At 72.1% G+C, this 19,613-nt stretch carries 13 protein-coding genes; 3 read left to right on the forward strand and 10 right to left on the reverse strand.

The genetic code is table 11. From position 1 onward, the window contains the following. Positions 1 to 102: 102 nt before the first annotated feature. Entirely contained in the window at positions 103 to 669 is a 567-nt protein-coding gene (locus tag P3L51_RS26215) for an NUDIX domain-containing protein (RefSeq protein ID WP_354607760.1), read from the reverse strand. 60 nt (positions 670 to 729) lie between these two features. Between P3L51_RS26215 and P3L51_RS26220 the strand changes: the two genes are divergently transcribed. Both P3L51_RS26220 and P3L51_RS26225 read left to right on the forward strand, forming a co-directional pair. Continuing rightward, positions 730 to 1,590, forward strand: coding sequence for a M15 family metallopeptidase (locus P3L51_RS26220; protein ID WP_354607761.1), 861 nt, complete (start codon positions 730 to 732; stop codon positions 1,588 to 1,590). Between the two features lie 149 nt (positions 1,591 to 1,739). Beyond that, complete coding sequence (locus P3L51_RS26225; RefSeq protein ID WP_354607762.1) at positions 1,740 to 2,096, forward strand: Mpo1-like protein; 357 nt, start codon at positions 1,740 to 1,742, stop codon at positions 2,094 to 2,096. A gap of 210 nt (positions 2,097 to 2,306) precedes the next feature. Here the strand turns inward: P3L51_RS26225 and P3L51_RS26230 are convergent, their stop codons facing one another. Genes P3L51_RS26230 through P3L51_RS26245 form a run of 4 tightly spaced genes read right to left on the reverse strand, consistent with a single transcriptional unit; the run spans position 2,307 to position 6,480 of the window. Further along, the gene (locus tag P3L51_RS26230) at positions 2,307 to 2,912 is read right to left on the reverse strand and encodes a GTP-binding protein (RefSeq protein ID WP_354607763.1); all 606 of its coding nucleotides are present in this window, start codon (positions 2,910 to 2,912) and stop codon (positions 2,307 to 2,309) included. Next, complete coding sequence (locus tag P3L51_RS26235) at positions 2,893 to 3,288, reverse strand: DUF742 domain-containing protein (RefSeq protein WP_354607764.1); 396 nt, start codon at positions 3,286 to 3,288, stop codon at positions 2,893 to 2,895. The genes P3L51_RS26230 and P3L51_RS26235 overlap by 20 nt, the downstream gene beginning before the upstream one ends. Before the next feature lie 10 nt (positions 3,289 to 3,298). Then, entirely contained in the window at positions 3,299 to 3,745 is a 447-nt protein-coding gene (locus P3L51_RS26240; protein ID WP_354607765.1) for a roadblock/LC7 domain-containing protein, read from the reverse strand. Further along, positions 3,742 to 6,480 (reverse strand): sensor histidine kinase, encoded by a 2,739-nt coding sequence (locus P3L51_RS26245; RefSeq protein WP_354607766.1) that lies wholly within the window; start codon positions 6,478 to 6,480, stop codon positions 3,742 to 3,744. The genes P3L51_RS26240 and P3L51_RS26245 overlap by 4 nt, the downstream gene beginning before the upstream one ends. Positions 6,481 to 6,948: 468 nt before the next feature. On the opposite strand from P3L51_RS26245, the gene P3L51_RS26250 reads away from it, so the two are divergent. Then, a complete protein-coding gene (locus tag P3L51_RS26250; protein ID WP_354607767.1) occupies positions 6,949 to 7,503 on the forward strand; it encodes a hypothetical protein in 555 nt (184 codons plus the stop codon). A 50-nt stretch (positions 7,504 to 7,553) separates the two neighbouring features. Here P3L51_RS26250 and P3L51_RS26255 read toward each other — a convergent pair whose 3' ends face one another. The 5 genes from P3L51_RS26255 to P3L51_RS26275 form a co-directional block, all read right to left on the reverse strand. Beyond that, entirely contained in the window at positions 7,554 to 12,467 is a 4,914-nt protein-coding gene (locus tag P3L51_RS26255; protein WP_354607768.1) for a hypothetical protein, read from the reverse strand. 90 nt (positions 12,468 to 12,557) lie between these two features. Next, a complete protein-coding gene (locus P3L51_RS26260) occupies positions 12,558 to 13,472 on the reverse strand; it encodes a hypothetical protein (RefSeq protein ID WP_354607769.1) in 915 nt (304 codons plus the stop codon). Between the two features lie 94 nt (positions 13,473 to 13,566). Continuing rightward, complete coding sequence (locus tag P3L51_RS26265) at positions 13,567 to 15,111, reverse strand: hypothetical protein (RefSeq protein WP_354607770.1); 1,545 nt, start codon at positions 15,109 to 15,111, stop codon at positions 13,567 to 13,569. Positions 15,112 to 15,238: 127 nt separating this feature from the next. Further along, entirely contained in the window at positions 15,239 to 18,871 is a 3,633-nt protein-coding gene (locus P3L51_RS26270) for a hydantoinase B/oxoprolinase family protein (RefSeq protein ID WP_354607771.1), read from the reverse strand. Then, the coding region (locus P3L51_RS26275; protein WP_354607772.1) for an SGNH/GDSL hydrolase family protein at positions 18,868 to 19,613 on the reverse strand (746 nt) is incomplete at its 5' end. The genes P3L51_RS26275 and P3L51_RS26270, both read right to left, overlap by 4 nt.

Consider the following 19,613-nt stretch of genomic DNA (forward strand, 5'->3'; position numbering starts at 1 on the left):
GGCTGGTGGGCGGCGAGGTCGTGGTGGAGCGCGTGACGGACGACGGTGTGATGCCGCCACAACTGCCGGTGCGGGTACGGGGGCGGGGCGCCGGGCCGACGGTCAGCTGAGGCGCGTCGCGGGGTCGTAGTGGCCGGCGAACCAGGCTCGTACCGCCGCCGTGTGCAGGGGGAACGCCAGCTCGGCGGGGGCCCGCAGCAGGTGCCAGCCGTCCGTCTCCTCGGTGGCCACGGTCGCGGGCAGCTCGGCGACGGGACGTTCCGGCAGGAGCGCGAAGAGCAGCAGATGGGCGCCGTCGTCCGCGCTCATCGCGTCGGCCGGCCGGACGTCCCGCTCGTCGGCCTCGATGCCGGTCTCCTCCCGCAACTCGCGTACGGCGGCGTGCCGCCAGTCCTCGGCGTGGTCGACGAAGCCGCCGGGGAGGGCGACGTGGCCGAGCCGGGGTTCGATGGTGCGGGTGATGACGACGAGCGAGGTGCCCCGGTCGTCGGTCACGGGCAGCAGGGTGACCGCGACCGGCAGCGGATTGCGGTAGGCCGTGTCGCCGCAGACGTGGCAGGTTCGCGGCCAGCCGGCGCCCGCGGGGTACGGCGAGCCGCAGCTGCCGCAGTGGGAGTTCCGCACGAAGCGGTGCTTGGGGGCGTCTGAGTCGTTCTCGTGGTCGGGCACGCGCGGACTGTAGCCGATCACTCTTTCCCGCGGGCCGTGGAACTGATAGACGGTGTGCCCATGACACGACTCGCTTCCACACTCCGCGCGCTGGCCGCCACCGCGGCCGCCCTGCTCGCCGTGACCGCCGCAGCCCCGGGGGCGTCCGGGGCGGCCGGGACATCCGAAGCATCCGGGACCTCCGGCGCCGGCACGGGCTCCCGGACGTCCCGGCCCACGGCACCCGAGGAGTTCGTGGCCCTGCCGACCGTGGCACCGACGATCATCCAGGAGATCCGGTACATCACCCCGCACAACTTCGTGGGCGAGCCGATCGACGGCTACGAGCAGCCGCTCTGCGTCCTCACGCGTCCGGCCGCGCGGGCGCTCCAGCGAGCACAGTCGAAGCTGCTGCGGCAGGGCTACTCGCTCAAGGTGTACGACTGCTACCGCCCCCAGCGGGCGGTCGATCACTTCGTCCGCTGGGCGAAGGACCTGGCGGACGAGAGGATGAAGCCGGAGTTCTATCCACAGGTCGACAAGTCGAGGTTGTTCACCGACGGATACATCGCCGAGAAGTCCGGGCACAGCCGCGGCAGCACGGTGGATCTGACGATCGTCAAGCTGCCGGCCAAACCGACCCGGCCGTACCTGCCCGGCGAGAAGCTGGTCCCCTGCTACGCGCCGCAGGGTGAGCGGTTCCGGGACAACTCCGTGGACATGGGTACCGGTTACGACTGCTTCGACACCCTGTCACACACCGACGATCCCCGGATCCAGGGTGAGCGGCGCGTGAACCGGCAGCTCCTGAAGAGCACGCTGGCCGACGTCGGATTCACCAACCTCCCCGAGGAGTGGTGGCACTTCACCCACAAGCCGGAGCTTTTCCCCGACACCTACTTCGACTTCCCGGTGTCCTGGCGCTCCGTCCTCGGTCGCTGACGACGAGGGGACGATCAGCGGGTGAGCGGCCGGCCGGGACCACCCCCGTGGGCTCCGGCCGCCCGCTCACTACTGTCGGACGCGAGCGGCCCGTTTTCGGTTCTCCTCTGCCCGTTTCCCCTTCGGGGCACAGCCGTTACGGTGCCCGTATGGCAACGGAGACAACGGCGACATACGAGTCGTACGAGGAATTCTGGCCCTACTACGTGGCGATGCACTCCCGCGCGGCCACCCGTTGGATCCATCTGACGGGGACGCTCACCGGTCTCGCCGTCAGCGTCTACGGCCTGACGCGCGGCCGGAAGCGGTACGCGGCGGCGCTGCCGTTGATCGGCTACGGAACGGCCTGGCCCGCGCACTTCTTCATCGAGAAGAACAACCCCGCGAGTTTCGGGCATCCCGCGTGGTCGCTGCGCGGCGATGTGCGGATGATCCGGATGATGCTGGCGGGACGGGACGCCGAGCTGGCCGAGATCGCCGCGAAGTGGCTCGCCGAGAACCGCTGAACGACCGAACCGCCGAACCACCGAACTGTGGAGCCGCACGGATGCCGGGCGGGGCCGGCGGTAGTCGGAGCCGTACATCCGAAAGCCTGTCGGACGACCGCGCCGTCTCATGAGACTCACGGCCCGTACCCCTGTCGGTGGGGGTACGGGCCGTGTTCCGGACGTGTCGTCGGTGGGTGGCGTCAGGTAGTTGGCGTCAGGTAGTTGGCGTCAGGTGGCCGCGGGCTCGCGCTGCTTGCGCGCGCGGATCATCGCGTGCTCCACGACCGCCACCAGGACGTCCTTGACGGACTCGCGACGGCGCGCGTCGCACATCAGCAGCGGTACCTCGGGGTCGAGGTCGAGCGCCGTCCGGACCGTCTCGGCGGGGAAACGGGCCGCGTCCTCGAAGCAGTTGACGGCGACGGCGAAGGGGATGTCCCGCCGCTCGAAGTAGTCGACCGCCGCGAAGGAGTCCTCCAGCCGGCGCGTGTCGGCCAGGACGACCGCGCCGAGCGCGCCCTGGGCCAACTCGTCCCACAGGAACCAGAAGCGGTCCTGACCCGGCGTACCGAACAGATAGAGCACCAGGTCCTCGCGGAGCGTGATGCGCCCGAAGTCCATCGCGACCGTGGTCGTGGTCTTGCCCTCGATGCCCGCGATGTCGTCGACGGGGCGGCCCGCCTCGGTGAGCAGTTCCTCGGTGCGCAGCGGTTTGATCTCGCTCACCGCGCCCACCAGGGTGGTCTTGCCCACGCCGAAGCCGCCTGCCACCAGGATCTTCAGAGTCACCGGCTCGATCGGCCGCTGTCCACGGCTAGAGCGCCCGAAGACCATTGATCACCTCGCGGAGAATGTTCACGTCCGGCAGCTCGGCCGGCGGAACGGGACGGGTTACGTGCACCAGTTCGCTCTCGACCAGGTCTCCTACGAAGACCCTGACCACCCCCACGGGGAGGTCGAGGCCCGCGGCGAGTTCCGCGATCGACTGAGGACTGGCTCTGCAGAGTTCCACTATCTCCACATGCTCGGGAGACAGTGTCCGGTCGCCGGCGGGGTCGTCGGCGGCGGGCGCCGGGATGACGATGGCGATCAGGTCGAGCCGGTGCCGGGTCGCGCTGCTGGTCCGGCCGCGTGTCATGGCGTACGGGCGCACCACCGGTCCGGCGTCGCCGTCGAACCAGTGCTTCGGACCCTCGCCTGCTTCACTCATGACATTCAACTCACCCTGTGGCGGGCTGTCCGGCGCGAGGGGCGGCACCGAGGTGGACGCCGACGCGCTTGACCATGAGGGTCATCTCGTAGGCCACCTGGCCGACATCGGAGTCGGAGTCGGAGAGCACGGCGAGGCAGCTGCCGTCGCCCGCCGCCGTGACGAAGAGGAAGGCGTCGTCCAGTTCGACGACGGTCTGGCGGACCTTGCCCGCGTCGAAGTGCCTGCCGACGCCCTTGGCGAGGCTGTGGAAGCCGGAGGCGACGGCGGCGAGATGTTCGCCGTCCTCGCGGGTCAGATCCTTGGACGTACCCGTGGCGAGGCCGTCCCCGGAGAGGACGATCGCCTTGCGTATGCTGCCGACCCGTTCCACCAGCTCGTCCAGGAGCCAATTGAGGTCACCCGGAACGGATCCGCGGCGTGTGGAATCGGATGCTGCGGCGTTCGGTGCGGTCATCGACCGTCCCCCTCCGGTGTCGTTCCTGCTGTGTCGCCGGGGCCGTTGATGCCTTCGCTGTCATCGGTGTCTTCGGCGCTGTTCTGCTGACGGCCACGCTGCCAGCCCCGTTGAAGGGAAGCCATACGGTTGCGTACCTGGTCCGCGTCCCGCTCGTAGTCCCGATCCGCGGCGTCGGTGGGCGACGCCTCGGCCTCTTCCCGTACGGCGTCCTTGAGCTGGGGCGCCAGGCTGGCCTGCCGGACGCGCCGGGGAAGGCCGCCGAGCGGGGCGGCGGACCCGTTCTCGTCAGGCGTCACGGCGGCTCCGTCGGTCGGTGAGGACGGGTTCGGTGAGAACGCGTTCGACACGGGCTCGTTCGGCACGGGCTCGTTCGGCGCGGACGTACCCGGGACGGGCGTGACCGGCGCTGGTTCCGACGCCGGGTGGGCTCCGCCGCGCTCGTCCAGGCGCCTTCCGTGGTCGGCGACCAGCTTGGGGGCCTTGCGGCTGCGGCGGGGCAGCTGCGACGGGAAGCCCAGCGGGTCGGCGTCGTCACGGGTGTCGCGCAGGTGCTCACGGGCCCGGAAGATTCCGCCGCGCTCGCTCTCGGTGTCCTCCAGGTCGCGGCTGCCGAGATCGGCGGCGGCGCCGGTGGTGTCAGCGCGGGCGGGCAGGTCGTCGAATTCCCGCCCGGTGAGCGGCGGTTCGAGTTCGATGGGCCCGTCCAGCACGGAACGGCCGCCGGTGAGCCCGGCGGGGACCTGCGAGAGCGAGGCCAGCCGGCCGTCGGAACGGCCGCGGCCGTTCTCGGTCGCGAGATTCTGCCGGTCGAGCCGGAATCCGGTGCCCTGGGTCTCGGGCGCCTCGGTGAGCAGGGCGGCCGGCAGGAACACGATCGCGGTGGTGCCTCCGTACGGAGAGGGCTGGAGCGAGACCCGTACGTTCTGCCGCTGCGCGAGCCGGCTGACGACGAAGAGGCCGAGGCGGTCGGTGTCGGAGAGCTCGAACTCGGGCGTCTCCGCGAGCCGCAGATTCGCGTCGAGCAGGGCGTCGGAGTTCATGCCGAGGCCGCGGTCGTGGATCTCCAGGGTGAAGCCGTTGGCGACACGTTCGCCGTGGACCTGCACAGCCGTGTGCGGGGGTGAGAACACCGTGGCGTTCTCCAGGAGTTCGGCGACGAGGTGGGTGAGGTCGGCGACGGCGGGGCCGCCGACACCGATCTTCGGCAGCCTGCGGACCTCGACGCGCTCGTAGTCCTCGACCTCGGCGACCGCGGCCCGTACGACGTCCATGAGCTGGACCGGCTTGCGCCACTGTCGGGACGGCGCGGCTCCGGAGAGGATCACCAGACCCTCGGCGTGGCGCCGCATACGGGTGGTCAGATGGTCGAGGCGGAACAGGTCGGCGAGTTCGTCGGTGTCCTCGGTGCGGCGCTCCATGGTGTCCAGGAGCGTGAGCTGGCGGTGGAGGAGGACCTGGTTGCGGCGGGCGAGGTTGACGAACACCTCGGAGACTCCGTGCCGCAACTCGGCCTGCTTCACGGCCGCTTCGACGGCGGCGCGCTGGAGGGTGTTGAGCGCCTGGCCGACCTGGCCCAACTCGTCGCGCTCGTAGTCCAGTCGCGGGGCCTCCGTCTCGACGTCGACCTGTTCGCCCGCCGCGAGGCGTCGCATGACGCTCGGCAGGCGGACGCCGGACACCTCGTGAGCCTCCTTACGGAGCCCGGACAGGTCGCGGATGAGGCTGCGGCCGACGCGGATGGAGACGATCAAGGAGACGAGCAGCGCGAGGAAGCCGAGGACGCCGGCGATTCCGGCCAGGACGAAGACGTTGAACCCGGCCGGGTCGACCCGGTCCTGGTAGCGCTCGTCGGCCGCCTCGCCCTCGCGTTCGAGGCTTTCGAGGACCGGGTTGGACATCTCCTGCCAGCGTGCGGCGTCCACCGAGGCCGGGTCCTTGCCCGGACCCGCGGCGATGAGCTGTTCCTCCCCCTCGCGCAGCGGCTGGGTGCCGGGGCCGCCCCAGTACTGCTCGAAGATCTCGCGCTCGGAGGCGGGCAGGACGTCGAGGTTGGTCTCGTAGAGCAGGCTGCGATTGGCGACCAGGTCGGATATCAGCCGGATCTCGTCCGAGGTGGTGCGGCGCGTGATCAACGCGGAGACGACCAGCGCGTCCTCACGGGAGAGCATCTCCTGAGCGCGGTCGACGCCGACCAGGGCGCGCGCCTGCTTGTCCAGCTCCACGTCCTCCAGGACGTGGAGCGTCGACAGGAAGCTGTGGCAGGGGTCGACGAGCCTGTTGTAGAAGTCGAGCGCCTGGCCGCGGGTGACGGTGCTCTTCTCGACGGAGCGGCGCAGCGCGCCGAGGCCGTCGAGGGCGTCGGTGAGCGAGGTCAACCGCGCGGAAGTGGTACCGCTCATCTGGTCGCGCACCGAGGGGTCCTCGGCGTTCGCCTTGATCTTCGTGACGGCCCTGTCGGTGGCCGCGCGCTGTCGGCGCAGCTCGGCGAGGGAGTCGGAGTTACGTGGGTCGGCCAGATAGATGAGGGTCTGGCGGCGTTCCCGCTGGACTACTCGGACCGTGTCCTCCACGGGGTCGCCGACCTTGTCGATGATGTAGGCGACATCGAGGAGTTGGTTGGCCTCGCGGCCGGTGAGTGTGGTGGCGAATGCCCACAGGGCCGTGAGGGAGACGAGCGGCACAAGCAGCAACGCCACGATCTTCCGGCGGATGGACTTCCCGCGAAAGCGCATGGCCTCCCCCAGCTCGACCTTCCACCCGACGTGGAAGGCGTCTTCATCAGAATGGACACCCTCGTCAACAAACGGCGTGAGCCTACTACTGCCACACCTACAACTCGAAGACACGTCCGGACGATTTTCGGACTCGCCCAGGAGAGTTCATCACGAGTTGTCCCGTTATTGGCGGAGTTGACTTTCACTGCTGTCGCGCACAGTACCTGGCAGGGCGTCACTTTTCGCAATCGATCACGTGGCCTGAACCCTATGGGCGCGGGAATCTTCCTGATCTGTCGGTCGTCTATGTGTATGGGTACTGACGTACGGAAGTACCGGCTCAGGGTGGGGAATTCGGAGCGAGGGACGGGGCGGGCGGACGGCGCGGTTGCGCTGCCCGCCGTACATTCGGTGCCATGGTTCGCGTGAAGCGGCCTGGGCCGGGCAGTCACCCTGATGTCGGACAGTGGTGGGGAGTTACGGTCCATGAATACGAAGTCGGACACGGAATCAGCTATGAAGGCGGGCAAGAAGGCACAGGCGCGGACACGTACGGCAGGTGGCGAGGACGGCCACGAGAAGGACGGGGCGGCCACGAGCAAGGCGCCGGCGGAGGTCGAGGTCGAGCTGCCGGCCCCGCGCGGGACGGGCCTCTCTCGGCGGTTCTGGGTGGAGGAGCCCGCGATACGGCGCCGGATGCCCGACCCGGTGCGGACGGCGGCGGTGCGGGCCGTGATCATCGCGTCGGTGACGCTGATGCAGGCGATGGTGGCGTTCTTCTGCACCCTCGCGGGCTCGTGGCTCGCCTTCCCCATGGTGCTGAGCAGTGTGGGCAGCACGGTGGTGGCGACCTGGGGCGTGCTTGATGTATGGGTGACGCGCCAGGTGTGGAATCAGCGCAACGGTGTGGTGTCCGTGCCGAGCAGCACGGCACGGCAGTTGCGCAGGGAGCGCCGCAGGGCCCGGCGTACGGCCCGGACGGCGGAGCGTGACGGCGCGCGGATACGACGCCGGGGCGCCGGCAGGCTCTCCGAAGCCTGAACGCCCGCGCCCCGGCGGCTGTTGGGTGTCCGAGTTCCGGAGGACCGGTCCTAGGCCGGGTCTTCCTGTGACGGGGCTGTCCGTGGCGCGTCATCCTGGGGCGGGTCTTCCCGTCGCGGAACCGCCGGCGTCTCGTCGGCCGTCGTCGTGGCAGCAGCCGCGACGGCGGCCTGGGAGCGCTTGAACATGCGCGTGGCCGTGATCTCGCCGTGCACCGTCTCGCCGTCCGGGTCCTGCTGGGGAAGCCCCGGCCGCAGATGCTCCTCGACGCTGATGTATTTGAGGCCCGCCCGCAGGTCCGCGTCGTTGCGCAGCCGGATCACCAGGGGGAATTCGGCCAGTGCTGTCGTGTCGAAGAGGCCGGTCGTGTAGAGGAGTTGGACGCCGAGCGCGTCCGAGACGGCACGCTGGAGCTCCAGCAGGTATGTCGCGTTGGCGCGGCCGATCGGATTGTCGAGGAAGAGTGTGCCGGCGTGCCGGTGCTTGTCGCGTCCCCGGTCGTTGCTCCGCAGCGCGGCCATCGTGCAGTAGAGGGCGATCGCGGCGGTGAGCAGCTGGCCGCCGGAGAAGACGTCACCCATCTGTCCGACCGGGACCCGCTCGGCGCGCAGCACGGCGTCCGGCTTGAGGATCTCGACGGCGATGCCCTTGGGCTGGAGGGCCGCCTGGACGCCTCGCAGCAGCAGGGACATGCCGTCCCTGCGGAGGTCGGAGTTCTTCTTGAGGGCGGCGCGGGTCGCCTCGTCGACGACCTCGCCGAGCCGTTCGGAGAGGGTCGCCTGGTCGGGTTCCTCGAAGCGGATCCGGAGGAATTCCTGGCCGGACCACTCCCCCAGTCCTTCGGGCAGCCGGGACAGCCGCTGCGCCGAGCGCAGGGTCGTGAGCGCGGATTCCACCAGTCCGCGCAGCCGGTCGACGATCGAGTCGCGGTTGCGTTCCAGTTGCTCCAGCTCGTCGGTGAGGACTCGCAGCCGGGGGGCGAAGGCGTTGGCCCACTTCGCGGCGTGGTCGGGCAGCGCCGCCGCGGGCAGTTCGCGGATCTGCTGGCGGGCGGGGGTGCGTACCTGCTCGTAGCGGGTGGAGTTGGCGTGCCGTACGAGAATGTCGCTCGCTTCCCGGACGGCGGCATCGGCCGCGGACAGGTCCGTCGCGCAGGCGCGCAGCGAGCGGCGCGCCTCGGCGGCGGCGATCTGGGCCTCTTCGATGCTCCCGGGATAGGGCTCCGGTGTCTCCGGTGCCTCGTCGGTGTCCTCGTGGGCCGAGCCCCGGAGGAGATCGCCGAGGAGGGCCGCGGTCTCCTCGAAGCCGCCCGTGGCGTCCTCGGCGGTGCGGTGGGCGTGGAGCAGTTCGCTGTGTGCGGAGCGGGCGGTGTCCAACGCGTCGGTGCGCGTGGCGAGTTCGTTGGTCGCGGTACGGAGCAGGGCCTGGGCCTGTCCCACATCGGCGGGGACGTGCCCCTCGGGCAGGTCCGTGTGCGCCTGGCCCTCGGCGGGTGCGAGCCGTTCGGCCTCGCCGCGCAGGCGGCCCAGTTGCTCGCTGGCGGCCGACGCGCGCGACTCCAGCATCTGGACGAGCGATTCGGCGCGGGCGGCGGCGGCCTGCCGGGACGGTCCGTCGGCGCCGTCCGTGCTCTCCAGGAGCTGGGCGGCGCGGGTACGGACCTTGTTGCTGAGCCGGTCCAGTTCGGCGAGGGCCGCGCCTTCGTCGCTCTCGGCGTGGGCCTGTTCGGCGCGGAGGTCGGCGCCGACGCCGACCTTCTCGTACAGCTGCGAGGCGGCGCGGTACGCCTCGCGCAGCGCGGGCAGCGCGGTGCGGGGCGCGTCCCCGTCGGGCTCGGGCAGGTTCTCGGGGGCGCCGGCGATCTCGGCGCGCTCGGCCCGGAGCGCGCGGGCCGTACGGCGGGCGTCGTCGGCGGCACGCTGGGCGGCGCGGCGGTCCTCGTCGGCGGCGCGCGCCCGTTCCAGGCAGGCGGTGGCGCGGGCTTCGGACTCCGTGGCGTCGTCGGCCAGCGCGCGGAGCTTGACCTGCCAGCCGGCCCTCTCACGCAGCCGGAAGGCGAGGCCCGCGAGGGCGTCGGCGACCCGGCGGGCGCGCTGGGCGGCCTCCTGCCGTTCGTCGCGTACCCGGGCGGTGTCGGCGGCGGCCTCGTCCGCCTCGATCCGGACCGTACGCGCTTCGGCGAGTTCGGAGCCGGCCGACCGCGCCAGATCGTCGGCGGCTCGTGCGGTCTCGGCCAGTTCCGTGAGTCTGCCGGGGGCGCAGGTGGCCCGCCAGGAGACGAGGCGCGCGGCGATGGCGCGGTCGGCGGAGAGCCGGGCCGACAGGGTGCGGATCTCCTCGTCGCGGGCGGTGGACTTGGCGCGCAGGGACTGCCGTTCGGCGTCGGCGGCGTGCTCGTCGTGCATGGCCGGGTTGGGCGGCACCAGGAAGACACCGCTGTCCTCGCCGCCGGCCGCGGCGCCTTGTGGACCGGGGCCCGGCACCGGTGCGAGCAGGGCCGCCGCCGTACCGACGGCGACGGCGGAGCGCGGCAGGAGGGCGGCGCCGGAGAGGACTTCGCGTGCCCTGGCGTGCGAGGCCGGTTCGGTGATGACGACGCCGTCGACCAGTTCGGGCCGGGCGGTGAGGACGGCGGCGTGGTCGGCGGGGTCGACGGCCTGCGCGAGATAGCGCCAGCCGGGGAGCGCCGGGATGCCGTGTTCGCCGAGGTATTCGACCGTGGCCAGTACGTCGGGGCCCGGTGGCAGCAGCCCGCCGTCGCCGAGTGCGCCGAGGATGCGGGAGTCGTCGGCGGCGGCCGTACGCAGGTCGAACAGCTGGCGCTCGGCGGCGGTGACGCCCTGGTCCAGGAGTTCGCGCAGTTCGTCGGCGTACCGGTCCAGCTCCTCGGGGGTGAGGGGGCCCTGGGTGGTGTGGGCCGCCGGGGCGCCGGCCGGCCTGGGCAGTCGCCCGACGGCGGTGCCGGTGCCGTTGCCGACGGGGCGCTTCGAGCCGCCGGAGCCCGGCTCGGGCGTGGCACCGGGGACCGCCACGGGCGTCGCCGCGGGATCGATCGGGCCGTCGGGGCCGCCGCCCCGGCCGGCGCCGCGCGGTCCGGGGACGCCGGCCCGTGGTGGCGCGCCGGGAAGACCGAGCAGTTCGGTGAGGCGTTCCTCCTCGGCGATCGACTCGGCGGTACGGCGCTCCGCGTCGTACTCGTGCTCGGCGGCTCGGGCGGCGTCGACGGCGCGGGCCTCGGACAGTTCGGCGCGGGACTCGGTCGCCGCGGCCTCCCTGGCCCGGTCCGCCGCCGCGCGCGCCGCCTCCCTGGCCGTGTCCCAGGTGGCGACCGCGGACTTCTCCGCGTCGCTCGCGGCGAGCGCGGCCCGTGCCGGGTCGGCGTCCGGCGCGGTGTCGTCGAGCCAGCCGGCCCGCACCGCCTCGGCGGTCTCCTGCTCGACCTCGGACAGACGCTGGCGCAGATGCCCCGTCTCGCTGCGGGCGCGCTGCGCCTCGGTGGCCGCGGCGGTCGCGTCGCGGTGCGCGGCCTCGCCGACCTCCTGGAGCGCGGCGGAGCGCTCCTCCTCCTCGTTGGCCACGCTCTCGCCGCCGGCCGCGGCGGCGTGCAGCGCGCGGACGAGGTCGGCGGCGGCGGTGGCGCGGGCGGCCAGGGCGGGTGCCGCGTCGCGCTCGGCCTCGCGGATCGCGACGGCGACGCGCGCCGAACGGTCGGCGGCGGCACGGTGCCGCAGGACGTTCTCGGCGGCCTGCCAGGCGGAGTGGAGCGTACGGGCGTCGGTCAGCTCACGCCGCTGCGCCGCGGCGGCCTTCTCGGCGACGGTGAGGGCCAGGGAGGCGTGCCGGTAGGCCAGTTCGGCGGCGATGAGCGCGCTGCGGCCGCGGGCCCCGTCGGCCTCGGTGACGGTGTGGGCGGCGGCGGTGACCTGCTGGGCGAGGTCGCCCACACGGCCTCGTTCGACGGCGGCGCGGGCCGTGAGCCGGCGCGCGAGGGTACGGGTGCGGCGCTCGGACCCGGCGTGGACGTCGCGGGCCCGGGAGCGGGACTCGGCGGCGTCGACGATCCGGCCGAGCAGATCGACGGAGCCCGCGGTGAAGTCCCGTTCGGCGGTCAGCTCGTCGCGGCGGCCCAGTTTGTTGCCGAAGCCGCCGACGAGGTCGGCGAGTCCGTCCGTGTCGCGGGTGTCGGTGACGGCGCGCAGCAGCAGATCGGTGAAGTCGGAGTCCTTCTTCACCGCGAAGAGCCCGGCGGCCTCGCCCTCGTCGGCGTTCATCTCCCGCTGGTAGCGGAACAGTTCGGGGTCGAGGCCCAGCTCTCCCAGATGCTCGATCCAGCGGTCGTGGATCTCCTCCCAGTACACGTCGAGATGCGGATACGCCTTGCCCGCCTCGGTGATGGCGTCCCGGAAACCCTTCATGGTGCGGCGCCGGCCCCTCGCGCCCGAGACGCCTTCCGCGGGCCGCCGGACGGCGGTGGACTCGGCGACCGGCAGCGAGTCGAGGCTGAGCCCGGGTCCCGGCCGGAAGGAGTACCAGGCCTCGGCGAATTTGCGCGGGTCGTTGGACACCTGACGGCCGCGCCACTCGCTGGCCTTGCCGACCACGACCAGCTCTCCGGTGAGGGTGTGCTGCCATTCGAGGGCGACATGGCCGCAGTCGTCGGCGAGGAGGAATTTGCGCAGCACACCCGAGCTGGCCCCGCCGAGGGTGTTGCGGTGGCCGGGCAGCATCACCGAGAAGATCAGCTTGAGCAGGACGGATTTGCCGCCGCCGTTCTCCAGGAAGAGCACACCGGCCGGGGCCGGGCGGCGCGGCGGGCCGACCGGCTCGTCCTCGAAGAACTCCGCCTGGGTGGGCGCGGGGTGGGGCACCGGCTCGCCGACTCCGCGCAGGTCGAGCACGGTGTCGGCGTAGCGCGCACCGGCAGGCCCGATGGAGTAGAGGCGGACCCGGGACAGCTCGTACATGGCGGCGGACTCTCGTCGTGATCAGGACCGGATGAAGACCGGCGCGGGGTGGGGGCGGGGCTGGGCTGCCGGGCCGGTGGACGGCCGGGCTCAGGAGTGGAACGGCAGTCCGGCGTCGGTGACCAGGTCGAGGTCGTCGGGGTCGGGTGGGGGCAGCAGCGTGGCCGATCCGTCGGTGACCGGTACGACGCCCAGGGCGAGCAGTTCGGCCATGGCGGCGCTGCCTGCCATGTCGCGGACCTGGAGCTGGTAGCGGGCCGTGGTGCGGTACGCGCCGCCGGCGTCGTCGCCGGTGCGGTGCAGGAAGCCGGAGTCGGTGAGGAAGGCCATGGCCTTGCCGATGATGCCGGTGGTCGAGCCCGCGAGGCGGCGCGCGTCCTTGGTGGCGCCGGTCGCGCTACGGCGCGCGTAGACGCGCCAGGCCGATTCGAGGCCGGGGGTGTCGGTCCGCGGGTCGGTGTTCTCGCCCTGTTCCTCGGCCTGTTCCTCCAGCCTGCGGCAGGCCTGCCGTACGAAGGCGTCGACGCCGTTGACGGTGATCCGGCCGATGTACCCGTCGTCGGCGAGGTCCTCGGGGCGGGGGAAGGCCATGGCGGCGACGGCGAGATGGGCCAGGCCGTGCAGGAAGCGGTCCGCCGAGTCGGTCGACGCGCGGCGGGCGTAGTCGCCCATGCGGACGGCGAACACGGAGTCCTCGCCCGCCGTCACGGCCATCCCGGCGCGGGCGGAGACTTCGAGGACGACGAGACCGAGACCGGTGGCGACCGCGTCGGCGAGCCGCGCGAAAGCCGTCTCCTCGCGGTAGCGGCGCAGCAGGTCGGCGTATTCGGCGTCCCGCGCGGGCAGCAGTTTGGGCTGGAGTCCGAAGGAGACGAGACGCGCGGCGTCGGCCGCGTCGGCGGGGGTGACGGCGCCGCCGGGCGGCGCGGGCGCGGCCACGCGGGCCGTTTCGGTGCTGCCCGGCTCGTCCCACGCGGCGGCGTGCTCTGCCTGGTGGTCGCTCACGGGCGCTGCTCCTTGCCGGGGGTGGTCCTGATGCGGGTGAAGCGGGTGCCGGGGGCCGTCGGTCCGGGGCGTGTCCGGTGGATCCGCGTGGGCCTCATGCCGCGTCCGTACGGTCGGCGGTCATTCCCGCGGCGTCCAGGAGGGCCGTGCCCACTATGAGGTCGGCGCCGCCGAACTCCTCGTCGTCGAGGGGAGTCCCGTCGTCCACGGCGAACAACAGCCGCTCCTCGCCCTGCCGGTAGGCCGTACCGACCGGCGGGCTGGCCGCGTGGATCGCGAGCAGCGCGACCAGATAGGGCAGGTCCCGGTCGCGGCGGCGGGCCTCGGCGAGCAGGCCGGAGAGTCTGCGCGGCGCGTCGTGCTCCAGGTCGAGCAGTTCCATCGCGCTCGCCAACTGCTCCTCGCTGAAGCGGCTGTCGTCGGGAGTGGCGATCAGATCGGGCTCAGGCATCTCCGCGCCGAGGTGCTCCCGCTCCACGGGAGGTGTGAGCAGCAGGTCCACGAGGTCGCCGACCCGCACGGACACGGGTGTGCGCAGCCCGGTGCCACGGGCGAAGAAGGCGTCGGTGACGTGGCTCGCCCGGTCGACGGACAGCGGCAGGAGCGGGGCGACGAGCTGGCCGTAGAGGTCGAGCCCTGTCCGTGTGGTGGGCTCGGCGAACGCCTGGCGGTCCTGCTCGGCGCGGAACAGCGGTCCGGCCTCCAGGAGTCGGGACTGGAGCTGGGTGTGCCGGCGGATGCAGTCCTTGACGATGTCGACCAGTTCGGCGGCGCGCCGCTTGTGCTCGGCCGTCTTGGGGTCGGCGCCGGTCTCGGCCTCGTCACGTGACTTGCGGATGTTGTTGAGGATGGCGTTCTCGTGGCGGTAGCGGTCGGCGACGTGGTCGAGCGCTTCGGCGATCATGTCGGGCACGGCGTTGAGCCAGTCGACGGCGCGGACGTTGCGCCGGGTCGCCTCCAGGGTCCTGCGCAGGGTCTCCGCGTACTGCACGGTGCGGTACCGGGCCTGTTCGGCGGCGAGTTGGGCGTCGGCGAGCCGACCCCTGTTGATCAGTACCTCCAGCTTGACCTCGGCGGCGATCTGCGCGCTGGTGACGTCCGTGTCCAACGCGCCCACCAGCACGTTGACCGCCTCGTCGGTGGTGCGCAGATAGACGCTGCCGCCGTGGCCGGGGACTTCCTCGATCAGCTTGAAGTCGTAGTCCCGGCGGGTGTAGACGCCGTCGGCGCCGAACGTGCCGTACACGGCGCGGAATCCGCGGTCGACGCTGCCGACGTTGATCAGATTCTCCAGCACCCAGCGGGCCACCCGCTCGTGCTCGGTGACCGGGCGGTGCGGCGCCTGGGCCGCGACGCGCGGTAGGAGTCTGGCCACTATCTGCTCGTGGTCGGCGCCGGTGTCGAAGTCCATGTTGAGCGTCACGAGGTCGATCGCCGCGAGCGCGACCTCCGCCATCGCGTAGCCGGAGTACTCCCCCGCGAGATTGGCCTTGCGGGTGTCGAGGTCGTGCAGCGGCGCGGTGCAGGCGAGCGCGCGCAGTCGCCGCGCCAGCCCTTCGTCGGCGGCCGGGCCCTGGGCGAGCCGCGGCCCCGCGCTGAGCTGGGGCGGAACGGGGTCCGTCGAGGCAGGCGAAGTCACGCTGCACAGATTAGGTCCTCGGACCGACAACGGTCGAAACGACGCAGAAGCCCCAGCTGCTTCCCCGGCCGGGGCGGCCGGGCGGTGGTCCGGCGGACCGGCCACCGGCCCGTCGCGGCCCGCGAGTTCACCGCGGTGTGCCGTATCCCCCGCCGCCCGGCGTGCGCAGCACCAGTACGTCGTCCACGGCCACGTCCACCGAGTCGACGCCCTTCAGCGGCGTACGGGTCCCGTCGGCCCGGTCCACCCCGTTGGCGCCGAGTTCGCCCGGTTCACCGCCCGCCATGCCGTAGGGCGGCACCGTGCGGTGCCCGGTCAGCAACGTCACTGTCATGGGCTCCAGGAAGCGGATGCGCCGTACGACTCCGTTCCCGCCGGTCCAGCGGCCACGCCCGCCGCTGCCGTCGCGGACGGCGAATCCGTCGACCCGCACCGGATAGCGCCATTCGAGGACTTCGGGGTCGGTGAGGCGGGAGTTGGTCATATGGGTCTGGACGGCGTCGGCGCCGTCGAAGCCGTCCCCCGCGCCCGATCCGCTCGCCACCGTCTCGTAGTACTGGACCCGTTCGTTGCCGAAGGTGAGGTTGTTCATGGTGCCGGAGCCCTCGGCCTGGACGCCGAGCGCCGCGTACAGGGCTCCCGTCACGGCCTGCGAGGTCTCCACGTTGCCCGCCACCGTCGCCGCCGGGAACGTGGGCGCCAGCATCGAACCCTCGGGCACCCGTACGTCGAGCGGCGCCAGACAGCCGCTGTTGAGCGGGATGTCGTCGGCGACCAGCGTCCGGAAGACGTACAGGACGGCCGCCATGACCACCGATCTGGGCGCGTTGAAGTTGCCTTCCTGCTGAGGTGAGGTCCCGGTGAAGTCCACGACGGCGCCGCGGGCCGCGCGGTCGACGCGCACCGCGACCTCGATGACCGCGCCGTTGTCGGTCTCGTAGCGGTAGGCGCCGTCGCTGAGCCCGGCGATGATGCGGCGTACGGACTCCTCCGCGTTGTTCCGTACGTGGCCCATGTAGGCGTCGACGACGTCGTAGCCGAACTGCTCGGTCATACGGCGCAGTTCGGCGATGCCCTTCTCGTTGGCGGCGATCTGGGCGCGCAGGTCGGCGAGGTTGGTGTCCGGGTCGCGGGAGGGGTGCCGCGCGGTGGCGAGCAGGTCGCGTGTCTCGGTCTCCAGGAGCCTGCCGTCGCGTACGAGGAGCCAGTTGTCGAAGAGCACGCCCTCCTCGTGGATGGTCTTGCTGAAGGCGGGCATCGAGCCGGGTGTGATGCCGCCGATCTCGGCGTGGTGGCCGCGCGAGGCGACCAGGAAGCGCAGGTGTTCGCCCTGTTCGTCGAAGACGGGGGTCACCACCGTCACGTCCGGCAGATGGGTGCCTCCGTGGTAGGGGTCGTTGACGGCGTACACGTCGCCGGGGCGGAGGGAGCCCTCGTCACGCTTCAGCACCTCCTTGATGGATTCGCCCATGGATCCGAGGTGGACGGGGATGTGCGGCGCGTTGGCGATCAGATTGCCGTCGGCGTCGAAGAGGGCGCAGGAGAAGTCGAGCCGTTCCTTGATGTTGACGGAGTGGGCGGTGTTCTCCAGGCGTACGCCCATCTGCTCGGCGATGGCCATGAAGAGGTTGTTGAAGACTTCGAGCAGCACCGGGTCCACGTCGGTGCCCGCCGCGACGCGGCTGGGGCGGGGGCGTACGCGGGTGAGGATCAGATGCCCGAGGTCGCCGACCGCCGCCTGCCAGCCCGCGTCCACGACGGTCGTCGCGTCGGCCTCGGCGATCATCGCTGGGCCTTCGACGGTGTCGGAGGGCCGCAGATCGGCACGCCGGTGGAGCGGGCTGTCGCGCTCCGCCGCGTCGACGAACATCCGTACCCTCGCCGGCCGCAGGGGCTCGCCGTCGCCTTCCACCGAGGTGGCGTCCGCCGCGTACGTACCGTGGGAGTCGGCCTTGCCGACGGCTTCGACCGACACGGCCTCGACCACCAGGGGCTTGTCCATGGTGAAGGCGTAGCGCGAGCGGTGTTCGCTCTCGAAGGCCGCCGTCATGTCGGCGACGCCGCCGAGGGGCACCGCCAGGCTCGCGTCCGTTCCGGCGTACCGGAGCAGCACGCGCGCGTGGGTGGTGATCGCGGCGTCGGGAACGGCGTCGGCGCGCAGTTCGGCGCGGGTGCGCTCACCGAGTGCGGCGCACAGTTCCCGCACCCGGCCGATCGTGCCGCCTTCGCCGCCGTCCTCCCGGTCGCCGTCGCCGAGTTCGGCCTCCACCGACTGCTCGCGCATGGCGGTGGCGTCGGCGAGGCCGATGCCGTACGCGGAGAGGACCCCGGCGAGCGGTGGCACGATCACCGTGTCGACGCCGAGCGCGTCCGCGACCGCGCACGCGTGCTGGCCTCCCGCGCCGCCGAAGCTGGTGAGCGCGTAGCGGGTGATGTCGTGCCCGCGCTGCACGGAGATCTTCTTGACGGCGTTCGCCATGTTGAGCACGGCGATCTCCAGGAAGCCGGCGGCGACTTCGGCCGGCTCGCGCCGTACGCCGGTGGCCGCCTCGATCTCGTCGGCGAGCGCGGTGAAGCGCTCGCGCACCACGTCGGCGTCGAGCGGCTGGTCGCCGTCCGGTCCGAACACCGACGGGAAGTGGTCCGGTTGCACCCGGCCGAGCATCACATTGGCGTCGGTGACGGTGAGCGGGCCGCCCCGGCGGTAACAGGCAGGGCCCGGCACGGCGCCCGCCGAGTCGGGGCCGACGCGGTAGCGCTGGCCGTCGAAGTGCAGCACGGAGCCGCCGCCGGCCGCGACGGTGTGGATGTTCATCATCGGCGCCCGCATCCGGACCCCGGCGACCTGTGTGCCCAGCTCGCGCTCGAACTCCCCGGCGTAGTGCGAGACATCGGTCGATGTGCCGCCCATGTCGAAGCCGACGACGCGGTCGAAGCCCGCCTGTCCGGAGGTACGGGCCATGCCGACGACTCCGCCCGCCGGACCGGACAGCACGGCGTCCTTCCCACGGAAGTGGGCGGCCTCGCGCAGCCCTCCGTTGGACTGCATGAACATCAGGCGGATGCCGCGGAGTTCGGAGGCGATCTCGTCGACGTAGCGCCGCAGGATCGGGGAGAGGTAGGCGTCCACGACGGTGGTGTCGCCGCGCGGCACCAGTTTGATCAGCGGGCTGACCTCGTGGGAGCTGCTGACCTGGGTGAAGCCGGCCGCGCGGGCCGCTTCGGCGACGGCGCTCTCGTGGTCCGGGTGGCGGTAGCCGTGCATGAGGACGACGGCGGCGCTGCGGAAGCCGTCGTCGTACGCCTCCCGCAGCCGCGCGGTGACGGCCTCCGTGTCCAGCGGCCGCACAGTGGCGCCGTGCGCGTCGACGCGTTCGGGAACCTCGATGACACGCTCGTGGACGGCCTCCGGCAGCACGATGTGACGGTCGAAGAGGCGGGGGCGGTTCTGATAGGCGATCCGCAGCGCGTCGCCGAAGCCCTCGGTGACGAGGAGGACGGTCGGCTCGCCCCGGCGCTCCAGGAGCGCGTTGGTGGCGACGGTGGTGCCCATCTTGACGACGTCGATCCGGTCGGCGGGCACCGGATCGTCGGGTGCTACGCCGAGCAGCAGCCGGATCCCGGCGACCGCCGCGTCGGCGTACTGCTCCGGGTTGTGCGAGAGCAGCTTCCTTGTGACGAGACGTCCGTCGGGCCGCCTCCCCACCACGTCGGTGAAGGTGCCGCCACGGTCGATCCAGAATTCCCAGCGCCCACTCATTCCCCCATTCTCGCAAGCGCAGTGGTCGGCGGCAGTGCTTTCAGCGCGCGGGCGAGGGTGTGCTCGGCGCGCAGATCGAGGTGGTCGGCGGTGCCGCGCACCAGGTGGCGCATCTCGCCGCCCGCCAGCCACAGCAGTGCGGGCAGCAGATCGGTGCTTCTGCGCACCATCCAGCCGGCGCCCGCCGTCGCCAGCCAGAGCAGTGCCTCCGCCCGGGTGGGCGGCGGCCGTTCGGGCTCCTGGAGCGGTGGCGGGCCCAGTGTCAGGCCGCGCGCGGTGAGCATCGCGTGGAACCGCGCGGCGATCATCCGGTGGCCGCGTTCGCCGGGGTGCAGCCGGTCGGCGCTCCACAGGGAGCGGTCGGCGACCCACGCCGGGTCGGCGGCGTGCAGATGGACGGCGTCGTACCGCGCGGAGAGCGTGTGGACGAGGGTGTTGACCGCGCGCTGTCTGCGCGCGAGCGGTCTCGCGAGGGGCGCGGGCAGGCCCAGCATGATGCCGGGGTCGGGCAGACAGGCGGTGAGCAGGACGGTGCCGCGCCCGGTGAGGGCGGCGCAGACCTCATCGAGGGCGCGGGCCATGGAGACGATGTCGAAGGAACGGCGGAGGGTGTCGTTGACGCCGACGACGACGGAGGCGATGTCGGGCGCGAAGGCGAGGGCGGCGGGGGTCTGTTCCGTACGGACGTCACGGGTCAGGGCGCCGCTGGTGGCGAAGTTACGGAACTGTCTCTTATACACAT

Origin of the sequence: Streptomyces panacea, from assembly GCF_040560175.1 — a bacterium.
GTDB classification, from domain to species: domain Bacteria; phylum Actinomycetota; class Actinomycetes; order Streptomycetales; family Streptomycetaceae; genus Streptomyces; species Streptomyces panacea.

Excerpts from the sequence above, each read along its gene's own strand:
- P3L51_RS26250 (WP_354607767.1), top strand. The coding sequence starts at position 6,949 with ATGAATACGAAGTCGGACACGGAATCAGCTATGAAGGCGGGCAAGAAG.
- P3L51_RS26270 (WP_354607771.1), bottom strand. The coding sequence starts at position 18,871 with ATGAGTGGGCGCTGGGAATTCTGGATCGACCGTGGCGGCACCTTCACC.
- P3L51_RS26235 (WP_354607764.1), bottom strand. The coding sequence starts at position 3,288 with ATGAGTGAAGCAGGCGAGGGTCCGAAGCACTGGTTCGACGGCGACGCC.
- P3L51_RS26255 (WP_354607768.1), bottom strand. The coding sequence starts at position 12,467 with ATGTACGAGCTGTCCCGGGTCCGCCTCTACTCCATCGGGCCTGCCGGT.
- P3L51_RS26230 (WP_354607763.1), bottom strand. The coding sequence starts at position 2,912 with ATGGTCTTCGGGCGCTCTAGCCGTGGACAGCGGCCGATCGAGCCGGTG.
- P3L51_RS26245 (WP_354607766.1), bottom strand. The coding sequence starts at position 6,480 with ATGCGCTTTCGCGGGAAGTCCATCCGCCGGAAGATCGTGGCGTTGCTG.
- P3L51_RS26220 (WP_354607761.1), top strand. The coding sequence starts at position 730 with ATGACACGACTCGCTTCCACACTCCGCGCGCTGGCCGCCACCGCGGCC.
- P3L51_RS26240 (WP_354607765.1), bottom strand. The coding sequence starts at position 3,745 with ATGACCGCACCGAACGCCGCAGCATCCGATTCCACACGCCGCGGATCC.
- P3L51_RS26225 (WP_354607762.1), top strand. The coding sequence starts at position 1,740 with ATGGCAACGGAGACAACGGCGACATACGAGTCGTACGAGGAATTCTGG.